Genomic DNA, 10,349 nt, shown 5'->3' with positions numbered 1-10,349 from the left:
CTCGAATGCAGGAACCTCGCTCTGTCTTGAAAGCTAAACTGCGAACGTGATTAAGCCTTTTTCAGTGCCATTGGACTTTAGTCCTCTGATTTGTATGAAGACTTGCATTCCTCACTACACACAGCTTGATTACGGATAATTATTAGGATTATCAGTCGCCAATCCTGCCGACTGAGCAATATCCAGCAATCGATTGTCCGCCGAAACAAAAACCAGTTGAGTATTTGGCACCGAAACGAGAGTAGTAGATTGAAAGCGCAAAGCCGACGCTAACTGCACAGCATCATAAGCCCGCAGCGGGTTTTGCATCACCAGTGCGCCGGCTATTTCTATCAAAGTGCGATCGACTTCAAGAACTTCATACTGGTTTTCAAAATCCGTGCGAAAATCTACCATAAGTTGGTCAACCTCATCGACAGATAGAGTACCCTCTCGTTGACGGCGTGAAAAAGCGCTGCATACCTCCACCCAAGTAATCTGAGAAATCGCGAGAAAGTTACCTGCAGCCGGAACAGTAATGGATTGAATCCAATTACTTCCCAATTCAGGCACATACCGTTTAACCAAAGCGCTGGTGTCTAAGAAATAGGCATTTACCACGGGCCGCGATCCTCAATAACGATTTCAGAAAGAGGTTTCCCCACTCTTCCCTTGAGTTTTTCAAACAGTTCGCGCCGCTTTTGTTCTGCGGCTGCATCTAGCTTAAACTGTTTTGTTGGCAAACCCATCAATTTTCGTAAATCCATCAACTTAATCGCCTTTTCGCGATCGCCCTTGAGTTCTTCCTGCGAAACTTCCGCTACAATTGTGATTTGCACAGTTTCCCCATCATTCAATGACAAAGGACTCAAGGGACGAAAAACCCCGTTTTCGTAGATAGCAGTAATAGTTTCTGGCATAATTAACCTCTTAATTAAATGCTTTGACTTATTGTACTTCTTTTAATTACTTTGTTGCCACCACAGCCAAATTCCAAGCCAAGCGCTTCATCAAAGGCAACTTCTTCAACAACCCATCCAACCCTTCCAATCGAGAGTATTCCGGTTTCAATCTCTCTTGTTCAATGATAATTTTTTTCCAATAACGCTCCTCATTCGGATGCACTTTTTCGATTAAATAAAAGCGCAAAAAAATCCACAGCGATGTCAGCCAAAATGTATCATAAGCCGTCTCGGAAAACAAAGACTTGACAAAGTTCACAATATTAATATCCAAAGGAGTTTCATCCTCTGTCCGCACCTCAGTTGCCATCCTTCGGTAAACATTAATCACCGGATTGTGCTTCATCGGGTCCCAAAAACAAGCCTTACCCCCAGGTTTTAGCACCCGGTGCATTTCGCGAATTGCCTTTTCAGGTTCCGGTAAATGGTGCAACAAATTAGAAGCGTAAACGATATCAAAACTATTGTCCGGGAAATCCATTGCCATTGCATTCACCGTGCAGCCGTCTATTTTGACGCCGTTTTTCTCAGCCAATTTTAGAGCAACTTCTACCATGCCCTGAGAATAGTCAGCCGCCACACAATTCGCGCCTTTTTTAGCAAAATAAACGCTATTTTCGCCCGCGCCGCAGCCTAAATCTAACAACCGTTTTCCTATAATATCGCCCATTTGCTGGACGATAAATCTATTTTCTGGGGCGGTACAAGCTTCAAAGTAATCATTGACTCGAATGCCGTCAATATCGATTGTGGATGCCCAAGCATCGTGGAATTGTCGCTCTTTTTTTAAAGTTTCGTCTTGCATTTGTCAAGAGTTGGTTATTAGTAAAAACAGTAATTTTAAACCGCAGATAAACCCGGATTAACGCAGATTAATTGAGATTTATCTGCTTGGATATGGGTTCGTCTGCGGCTTGTTTCAAGAAAAATGGCTGACAAGAAATTTATCAGCGCTGTGCTTTTGCAACCACTTGATTTGCGATCGCAGTTGGCTGTTCCGAGGATTTTTCAGGATTAGACTGCAATGCCTGATACAGGCGATTTAAAGCGCTGATGTATGCTTCTGCAGACGCTACGATAATGTCGGTATTTGCTGAGTGACCGGAAAATACTTTGCCTTCGTGGCGCAAGCGAATTGTTACTTCGCCGATCGCATCTATGCCCGCTGTTACCGATTGTACAGAAAACTCGATCAACTCGTTCGGTACGTTTACCACCCGGTTAATTGCCCTGTAAATCGCATCCACAGGCCCGGTTCCGATCGCAGCATCGGTCAATTCTTCGCCCGCCGGATTCCGCACAGTGACGGTTGCTGTCGGGCGAGATTTGTCACCGCAAGAAACCTGCACCAATTCTAACCGGAACAGTTCCGGTGCTTGGTGCACTTCGTTATTGGCGATCGCCTCTAAATCCCAATCAGTAATCTCTTTTTTCTTGTCTGCCAAATCTTTAAACTTGACAAAAGCCTTATTTAGCTCATCGTCTGCCATTTCAAAACCCAACTCTTTCAAGCGAGTGTGAAATGCGTGGCGGCCGGATAATTTGCCCAAGACGATTTGGTTTTCAGTTAAGCCGATCGACTCAGCGTCCATAATTTCGTATGTCCGCTTATTTTTGAGCACTCCGTCTTGGTGAATTCCCGACTCGTGAGCGAAAGCATTTGCTCCGACAATCGCCTTATTTGGCTGCACCAACATCCCCGTCAAATTGGAAACCAAGCGGGAAGTTTTGTAAATTTGGCGCGAGTCAATATTTGTCAGGGGTTCCTCAGAATCCGCAGGCCGGCCCAAGAACGGATTATAATATTGGCGCCGCACGTAAAGCGCCATTACCAACTCTTCCAGAGCCGCATTTCCCGCCCGTTCGCCAATCCCGTTAATCGTGCATTCTAACTGTCTGGCGCCATTTTTCACAGCTTCCAAAAAGTTAGCAACAGCCAATCCTAAGTCATTGTGACCGTGAACCGAAATAATTGCCCGATCGATATTCGGCACATTTTCCTTAATTCCCCGAATCAAAGCCCCAAACTCGCTCGGAGTCGTGTAGCCGACAGTATCGGGAATATTAACAGTAGTCGCACCCGCTGCGATCGCCCGTTCTAGAACCTGATACAAAAACTCCGGTTCCGATCGACAAGCATCTTCCGGCGAAAACTCCACATCATCCACAAAAGATTTAGCGTAAGCCACCATTTCCGGCACAATTTCCAGAACCTCAGCCCGCGTCTTTTTCAGCTTATACTCCAAGTGAATATCGGACGTAGCCAGAAACGTATGAATTCGCGAATTTACTGCGGGTTTCAGAGCCTCTGCTGCTGTTTTAATATCCTCCTTTCTCGCCCGTGCTAAACCGCAAATTGTCGGGCCATTTTCCGTGCCAACCGATCGGGCTATTTTTTGGACTGCCTCGAAATCTCCCGTGCTGGTGAAAGGGAAACCCGCTTCAATCACATCCACGCCCAATCTCGCTAACTGGCGAGCGATCGTCAGCTTTTCATCCACATTCAGAGATGCACCCGGAGATTGTTCTCCGTCGCGCAAAGTCGTATCGAAAATAATAATCCGGTCTTGACTTGGTTGAGTTTTCATAGCTCTAAAAAAGTGTTTTCCTGATTTTTACTTGTCCGTTTTTCTGGATTTTTAGCCTCCAGTCAGTCGATTTTAGATTTTAGATTTTAGATTTACTCCACAGATGAATCTGGGAACTTTAACCTTAGTCTAATTTTTTGGGCTACTGGCGGCTCCTATCGGAAAGCAAGTATGCGTTTTTGGGCGGGGACACCAGTCCCTTGTTTCGCGCCAATAACGAATAATTAATAACCCATAACCCATAACCCATAACTAATGACTAATAACTACTGACTAATGACTAATAACTACTGACTAATGACTAATAACTACTAACTACTGACTAATAATCCATCTTCTCGATATGTTCCCTAATTTCATTTAGGTCTATATACCTATCTGTAGCATTTCGTAACTCTCTAGCAATCATTCCTTCGGTTGATACCACAGTAATATGAGTATTTTTCGAGCGGAGCAGCTCGATCGCCCGCTCAAAATCCCCATCCCCGCTAAACAGCACAACTTGGTCGTATTGATCCACGGTATTAAACATATCAACCACAATTTCTATGTCTAAATTAGCCTTTTGAGAATATCTGCCCGAAGCATCGTCGTAATATTCCTTAAGAATTTTAGTGCGAACCGTGTAACCTAGACTGATCAAAGCATCTCGAAATCCCCTTTGATCTTGGGGGTCTTTCAGACCCGTATACCAGAAAGCATTGATCAAGATGACATTCGGCTGCGAAGTTTTGAAATATTCGAGCACCCTGCGAGGATCAAAAAACCAGCCGTTCTTTTGTTGAGCGTAGAACATATTGTTCCCGTCCACAAAAATAGAAAGGCGGTTCATTAAGTTTGTCATAGAAACTTAGACCTAATAATTGTAGAAAGAAGTTAATCTAAATATCACATTTTAGCAACATGGAGCTAACTGAGGCAATAGATTAAACTTCAGAAAACTCCATCTCCCCAGTATTTCATATTTTCGGCTCTACCGCCAGAGGGTTCTTTTAACCCTGCTTGCATTTGAGCGAGGGGCCCTCAAAAACTATACGCCTAGTAACTCAATACCGGCTGCCGTGTCAAGGTTAATGGCGCCTTCAAACTACCGCGCCCACCGCCCTACCGCCAAGCAGGCATACCGAAGCGCATAGCAGTAGATGTTGCTCCCCTGATTTCCTAGCGCAGACTACCTCCGCTCAAGCCTTTTTGCTTTCAAGAGCCCAGCGAGCTAACTCTGTCCGGTTGTGCAGACCTGTTTTGCCCAGCATATTGCTGACGTGGCTTTCGATAGTCCGCTGGCTGACATTCATCACGTCTGCAATCTGGCGGTTTGCCATACCCTGGGCTAGCAACTGTACCACCTTTAACTCAGTGGGAGTCAATTCGACATTGCGGCGCGCCTTAATTTTTGGGCCACTCTCCATACCGGGATTTGAGTGGCGAATCAAGCGCGATGCTGCTTTCAGAGAAGATTCCACTTGGGCTACCAGTTCTTCTGGTTCAAAAGGCTTGACTATATAAACGTCAGCCCCAGTGCTCAAGCCTTTTACTCGGTCTGAACTTTGACCTTTGGCGGACAAGAAAAGAACCGGAATCCAGCTAGTGCGAGGGTCTTCCCTGATGTGTTTGACTAAAGTGTAGCCGTCCATTTCCGGCATCATCACGTCGCAGATAATCAAGTCGGGAACTTCTTGTTCTAGTTTTTCCAGAGCGTCTCTGCCGTTTTCTGCTGTAATGACGTTGTAGCCCCGAAACTCCAAGTAGTCCTTGACGAGCAAGATCAAATTGGGGTCATCGTCAACCAGCATCAGCCGTTTTTGCTCTCCTGAATTATTGTCCTTTGTCATGTTTATTCCCGCTAAAGTATCCCGCACACTTCCTTGTTTTCACTTCTGTTTTTTCCGTCAGTCCCCCGCCACCAGGCTGGGAGTGGAGGACGACGGTCGGCTGAAGGGATGGCGGTGAGGGAAAGCGGGGCGGGTATTACCGCTTTCCAACCTATAATTGAGGGCTGTTCGTGAGTGTCTTACGACCTGGAATGCAGCCCAAACCTGTAATGCACGATCGCCCTACCAAGATCAGCCTTGATTGATTGGAGACTCCCTAACAGAGCCCAAGTTAAATAGTTAATCTCGATCGGTTCAATTTCAGGTTAATGCCCCGGTTTTAAATGATACTTCTGATATAGAGAAATTTAAGCAGACTCCCTACTTACGTATTTAACTGCTTCTAGTGTAGTTTGGCAACCTGCTTAGTGTCTGCCACTGAGAAATTTTTGCACAAAATTTCACAGTTCCTCGGATCGATTTTTTTTACTGTACCTTTTGAGAAACACCAGGAGCACGGGAAGTCGCACAAGGAAGACAAGAACCTAACTACAGTTTTATTGAACTGTAGCAGGTGCGATCGCCCGGACGCCAAACTGTCTCAAATTCTCACCCTTAACCTTAAATTTAACACTTTACCTATAACCCTGTACTTTAAACAGCGCTACACTTAAATGTTTGGCTGGGCCTCAGAAGGCGCAGGCAAAGGATGAGTCAAGAAAGCGTATTCTTGAACGACCTTTGAGTTTAGGAGATGTTCCTGAATAATTCTCTCAATGACGGGTGGAGTAACGTCGCGATACCACACTCCGTCTGGATAGACTACCATAATCGGGCCAGACGCACACACTCGCAGGCAATTGGCTTTCGTGCGAAAGACGCAGGTTGGTCGAGTGGCACTTGGCTTGTCCAACCCCAATTCTTGCAAGCGTTTTTTTAAGTAATTCCACGCCTCCAGACTCGTTTGCCGTGAGCAGCACTTGGGCACGGTTTGGTCGGCACAGATAAAAATATGCCGCTCGATTTGAGCGATTCCCAGGCTTTGGACGCAAGCGCTCAAGCCTTGGCTGCAAGATTCCTCGTTATTTTCTGTCATTGTCTTCATCAATCAAAAGTAATTGGTTAGCGATCGAAAGTCATCACCACAGCCCCCACTCCCCCCTCTCCTTCCCTCCAACTCATGCTCGGTTCGGGAACCCGTACTGACAACTAAGTTGCGATCGACCCTGACTAAAGCTAAATTAGCACTCAGGAGTCGAGAGTGCTAATATGTCAGTTGTAAGTAGTCCGCTGTTGCTTTCATCGTGACCCCTGACGACTGACTCACGACAATCTGTAATCTGGAGATTTATTTATGGCAGCAGTATCACTGAGTGTTTCTACCGTTAAACCGTTAGGCGAGCGCGTGTTCGTAAAAGTAAGCGCTAGCGAAGAAAAAACCGCCGGCGGCATCCTTCTGCCCGACACAGCTAAGGAAAAGCCCCAAGTAGGCGAAGTCGCGGCCGTGGGCCCCGGCAAGCGCAATGACGACGGCAGCCGCACTGAAATGGAAGTCAAAGTCGGCGACAAAGTTCTCTACTCGAAATACGCCGGCACCGACATCAAACTCGGCACCGATGAATACGTCTTGCTAGCAGAAAAAGACATTCTGGCGATCGTTAACTAATTAATCATTAGTCATCAGTCCTTAGTCATCAGTCATTAGTTTAAAGCGAACGCCGCCAAACAACTAATGACACGGGACAAATGACTAAAATCCATAATCCCCAATCCAAAATCTCAAACCCTCAAATCCCCAAAAACTATGGCTAAGCGTATCATCTACAACGAAAATGCACGTCGCGCCCTCGAACGCGGTATGGACATTCTGGCCGAAGCAGTGGCCGTAACCCTCGGCCCCAAAGGCCGTAACGTGGTTCTCGAAAAGAAATTCGGAGCTCCTCAGATCGTCAATGACGGTGTTACCATCGCCAAAGAAATCGAACTAGAAGACCACGTAGAAAATACAGGCGTTGCCCTGATCCGTCAAGCAGCTTCCAAAACCAACGACGCAGCAGGCGACGGTACCACAACTGCTACTGTTTTGGCTCACGCCATGGTCAAAGAAGGTCTGCGTAACGTAGCAGCGGGCGCAAATGCGATCGCCCTCAAGCGCGGTGTTGACAAAGCAACCACGTTTTTGGTAGAAAAAATTGCCGAACACGCCAAACAAGTAGAAGATTCCAAAGCCATCGCTCAAGTCGGCTCCATCTCTGCTGGTAACGACGATGAAGTCGGCCAAATGATTGCTAACGCAATGGACAAGGTGGGCAAGGAAGGCGTGATTTCCCTGGAAGAAGGGAAGTCTATGACCACCGAATTGGAAATCACCGAAGGGATGCGCTTCGACAAAGGCTACATTTCTCCCTATTTCGTCACCGATACTGAGCGGATGGAAGCGATTCTGGAAGAACCCTTCATCTTGCTGACAGACAAGAAAATCGCTCTGGTACAAGATTTAGTACCTGTGCTCGAACAAGTAGCTCGTTCCGGCCGCCCGCTGTTGATCATTGCAGAAGACATTGAGAAGGAAGCTCTAGCTACTCTCGTTGTCAACAAACTGCGCGGTGTGTTGAACGTGACTGCTGTTAAAGCACCCGGTTTTGGCGATCGACGCAAAGCCATGTTAGAAGATATCGCCGTATTGACCGGCGGTCAACTAATCACCGAAGATGCCGGTTTGAAACTGGAAAACACCAAGCTCGACATGATCGGCAAAGCCCGCCGCATCACCATCACCAAAGACAGCACCACAATTGTTGCCGAAGGTAACGAAGCCGCCGTCAAGTCCCGCTGCGAACAAATTCGCCGTCAAATGGACGAAACCGAGTCTTCCTACGACAAAGAGAAGCTGCAAGAACGTTTGGCCAAATTGGCTGGTGGCGTCGCAGTGATCAAAGTCGGCGCGGCTACCGAAACAGAAATGAAGGATCGCAAACTGCGTTTGGAAGATGCGATCAACGCTACCAAAGCTGCTGTTGAAGAAGGAATTGTTCCTGGTGGCGGTACAACTTTGGCTCACCTGACTCCTCAATTGGAAGAGTGGGCAAATGGCAGCCTGACTGGCGAAGAATTGACCGGTGCTTTGATTGTGGCACGGGCTTTGGCTGCTCCTCTGAAGCGGATTGCTGAAAATGCTGGTTTGAATGGCGCTGTGATTGCTGAGCGCGTCAAAGAAAAGCCGTTCAACGTCGGTTTCAACGCAGCGACAAATGAGTTTGTCGATATGTTTGAAGCTGGTATCGTTGACCCTGCGAAGGTGACTCGTTCTGCTCTACAAAATGCCGCATCTATTGCTGGTATGGTGCTGACAACCGAGTGCATCGTCGTTGACAAGCCTGAACCGAAGGATGGCGCTGCTGCTGGCGCTGGCGGCGGCATGGGCGGCGGCGACTTCGATTACTAAGTCGATCGTTTGATTACTAATAGCTAGTTTGATGGGGCGGGCTTTAGGGCCCGCCCTGTTTGTTATATTTGGGAAGTGCTTTGGCGTTGCACAATTATAGTAGGATTAAAAAATTTAGCTAGTTAGCAAGTAGCAGGTAGATGAATACTCTATTTTTAGATTTGGAGTTTGGGCCAATTTATGGTTTTTTTAGAGGAAACTATTTTCCTACAGAAATTGGTGCCGTGATATATGAGGTAGAGCGCCATCAGCTTTTATTTGAGAGTAAAAAATTCTCCTATGATGTATTCCTTGTTATCAGGAAAAATATTATCAATGACATTGGTAAAACTGTTGGATTTTCGGAAAGAGTGGCAAACCTTAAAAGAGGAGAGTATCAGAAAGTATTCGATCCGAGCTATCGGTTAGAAAAGTCTGATCAAGTTATAGCAAGAAAGCTACGCTCCCAATGCCTAGATGAATTACGCGAATACATTCACAACCTGTTTAAGATACATCAAGTTGACCAGATTGTATTTTTTGGTGGGAGGGAGGATATCAAGATTTTGAAAATGGCAAAAGTCAATATATCGAATATTCAAGTTATTGACATACAACTTGTTATTGAAAAGGAGATAGGCTATCTCTTCTCTCTTGACAAAATATCGTTGATTATCGGATTTTATGCTAAAAATAAATGCTTTGGATCAAAGAATTTTAAGTATAAATTGCCATTAAAGTATAAAAATGAGATGAAACCTCATTCAGCATTTGGAGATGCTTGCAGAATTTTCATAGTGTGCAAGGAGTTTTGCGCTGTTAAATCAGAGTTGGTGCAGCAATGTAATATGTACTGCGAAATTAATAAAATCCCTAAAGCGAATGTCAATAGGTTAACAAGCTTAAATGTATTGCAATCCCAACCATCTAGCCAATTGAAAGTAACACTCCTGTTAGAAACCCTCTCTTCAGGAAAGGTTTCTGCTTCTATTTTAGAGTTTCCGCAATGTCGAGTTGAAGCAGCAAGTCGAGAAGAAGCAATTACCAAAATTCAAACCACATTTTTAGAAAGACTTAAGCATATTGAAACTCTTTCCTGGGAAGTCCCGATTCAAGCTTCAGAACCCGCCTGGATGCAATTTGCGGGTGTGTTTAAAGACGCTCCAGATTTTCAGGAAATTAGGGACGAGATTCGTGCCGAACGTACCTCTGACGATGACTCGGAAATCGATACCTCATACTACCTGTAGAGGTGATTTATAGGATAGTAAGCTAACATGAATCTATCATTTAAAGATTTAAGGTTTATTATAGAAGCCATTGAACATCAAATTAATGCCTATCAAGAACGTTTGCAGGTAATTGAAAAGGTAGATGAAGATGAGGCTGCCGATATAGGCAACGATATTAAATTTTTAGAGCTTCTACTAGTAGACATGAAGAGAGGTTTAGAGCATAATACTACTGAACGAGAAGATATCGCTTACGAACAAGCGCTATCTGAAGCCCTATAGAGCCCATTTGACATCTTTTACGGTCTTGTGGTAGCGTGACCGTAAAAGCATTATCCAGCAGCACCCATGCC

General features: G+C 45.5%; 11 protein-coding genes. 4 read left to right on the top strand and 7 right to left on the bottom strand.

The features are described from left to right. Positions 1–129: 129 nt before the first annotated feature. From QUB77_RS30695 to QUB77_RS30665, 7 genes are all read right to left on the bottom strand, one after another. Positions 130–600: a type II toxin-antitoxin system VapC family toxin gene (locus QUB77_RS30695; RefSeq protein ID WP_333180803.1), complete on the bottom strand. Its 471-nt coding sequence runs from the start codon at positions 598–600 to the stop codon at positions 130–132. Then, positions 594–899: an antitoxin family protein gene (locus QUB77_RS30690; RefSeq protein ID WP_333180802.1), complete on the bottom strand. Its 306-nt coding sequence runs from the start codon at positions 897–899 to the stop codon at positions 594–596. Before QUB77_RS30690 ends, QUB77_RS30695 begins: the two co-directional genes overlap by 7 nt. 46 nt (positions 900–945) lie before the next feature. Next, positions 946–1,746, bottom strand: a complete 801-nt coding sequence (locus tag QUB77_RS30685) for a class I SAM-dependent methyltransferase (RefSeq protein WP_333180801.1) — start codon at positions 1,744–1,746, stop codon at positions 946–948. Positions 1,747–1,888: 142 nt separating this feature from the next. Next, positions 1,889–3,529 carry a 2-isopropylmalate synthase gene (locus tag QUB77_RS30680; protein WP_333180800.1) on the bottom strand — a complete coding sequence of 547 codons (1,641 nt, stop codon included), beginning with the start codon at positions 3,527–3,529 and terminating at the stop codon, positions 1,889–1,891. A 322-nt stretch (positions 3,530–3,851) separates the two neighbouring features. Beyond that, positions 3,852–4,373: a LabA-like NYN domain-containing protein gene (locus tag QUB77_RS30675; RefSeq protein WP_006633075.1), complete on the bottom strand. Its 522-nt coding sequence runs from the start codon at positions 4,371–4,373 to the stop codon at positions 3,852–3,854. A gap of 337 nt (positions 4,374–4,710) precedes the next feature. Further along, positions 4,711–5,361 carry a response regulator transcription factor gene (locus QUB77_RS30670; RefSeq protein ID WP_333038438.1) on the bottom strand — a complete coding sequence of 217 codons (651 nt, stop codon included), beginning with the start codon at positions 5,359–5,361 and terminating at the stop codon, positions 4,711–4,713. A gap of 649 nt (positions 5,362–6,010) precedes the next feature. Next, on the bottom strand, positions 6,011–6,436 hold the full coding sequence (locus QUB77_RS30665; protein WP_333180799.1) for a ferredoxin: 426 nt from the start codon (positions 6,434–6,436) through the stop codon (positions 6,011–6,013). A 258-nt stretch (positions 6,437–6,694) separates the two neighbouring features. Here QUB77_RS30665 and groES point away from each other — a divergent pair, with 258 nt between their 5' ends. The 4 genes from groES to QUB77_RS30645 all read left to right on the top strand — a co-directional run bounded on the left by groES (position 6,695) and on the right by QUB77_RS30645 (position 10,278). Next, positions 6,695–7,006: a co-chaperone GroES gene (groES, locus tag QUB77_RS30660; protein ID WP_006633072.1), complete on the top strand. Its 312-nt coding sequence runs from the start codon at positions 6,695–6,697 to the stop codon at positions 7,004–7,006. A 138-nt stretch (positions 7,007–7,144) separates the two neighbouring features. Further along, positions 7,145–8,785: a chaperonin GroEL gene (groL, locus tag QUB77_RS30655; protein WP_333180798.1), complete on the top strand. Its 1,641-nt coding sequence runs from the start codon at positions 7,145–7,147 to the stop codon at positions 8,783–8,785. 140 nt (positions 8,786–8,925) lie between these two features. Then, positions 8,926–10,014 (top strand): hypothetical protein, encoded by a 1,089-nt coding sequence (locus QUB77_RS30650; protein ID WP_333180797.1) that lies wholly within the window; start codon positions 8,926–8,928, stop codon positions 10,012–10,014. Positions 10,015–10,041: 27 nt separating this feature from the next. Then, positions 10,042–10,278, top strand: coding sequence for a hypothetical protein (locus QUB77_RS30645; RefSeq protein ID WP_333180796.1), 237 nt, complete (start codon positions 10,042–10,044; stop codon positions 10,276–10,278). Positions 10,279–10,349 lie beyond the last annotated feature (71 nt).

The sequence above is a fragment of the Microcoleus sp. AT9b-C3 genome, from assembly GCF_036705485.1.
In the GTDB taxonomy this organism is placed as follows: domain Bacteria; phylum Cyanobacteriota; class Cyanobacteriia; order Cyanobacteriales; family Microcoleaceae; genus Microcoleus.
The sequence above is the reverse complement of the archived record's forward strand: the minus strand, read 5'-3'. Positions and strand labels throughout refer to the sequence as shown.

Excerpts from the sequence above, each read along its gene's own strand:
- QUB77_RS30690 (WP_333180802.1), bottom strand. The coding sequence starts at position 899 with ATGCCAGAAACTATTACTGCTATCTACGAAAACGGGGTTTTTCGTCCC.
- QUB77_RS30685 (WP_333180801.1), bottom strand. The coding sequence starts at position 1,746 with ATGCAAGACGAAACTTTAAAAAAAGAGCGACAATTCCACGATGCTTGG.
- QUB77_RS30680 (WP_333180800.1), bottom strand. The coding sequence starts at position 3,529 with ATGAAAACTCAACCAAGTCAAGACCGGATTATTATTTTCGATACGACT.
- QUB77_RS30675 (WP_006633075.1), bottom strand. The coding sequence starts at position 4,373 with ATGACAAACTTAATGAACCGCCTTTCTATTTTTGTGGACGGGAACAAT.
- QUB77_RS30670 (WP_333038438.1), bottom strand. The coding sequence starts at position 5,361 with ATGACAAAGGACAATAATTCAGGAGAGCAAAAACGGCTGATGCTGGTT.
- QUB77_RS30665 (WP_333180799.1), bottom strand. The coding sequence starts at position 6,436 with ATGACAGAAAATAACGAGGAATCTTGCAGCCAAGGCTTGAGCGCTTGC.
- groES (WP_006633072.1), top strand. The coding sequence starts at position 6,695 with ATGGCAGCAGTATCACTGAGTGTTTCTACCGTTAAACCGTTAGGCGAG.
- groL (WP_333180798.1), top strand. The coding sequence starts at position 7,145 with ATGGCTAAGCGTATCATCTACAACGAAAATGCACGTCGCGCCCTCGAA.
- QUB77_RS30650 (WP_333180797.1), top strand. The coding sequence starts at position 8,926 with ATGAATACTCTATTTTTAGATTTGGAGTTTGGGCCAATTTATGGTTTT.
- QUB77_RS30645 (WP_333180796.1), top strand. The coding sequence starts at position 10,042 with ATGAATCTATCATTTAAAGATTTAAGGTTTATTATAGAAGCCATTGAA.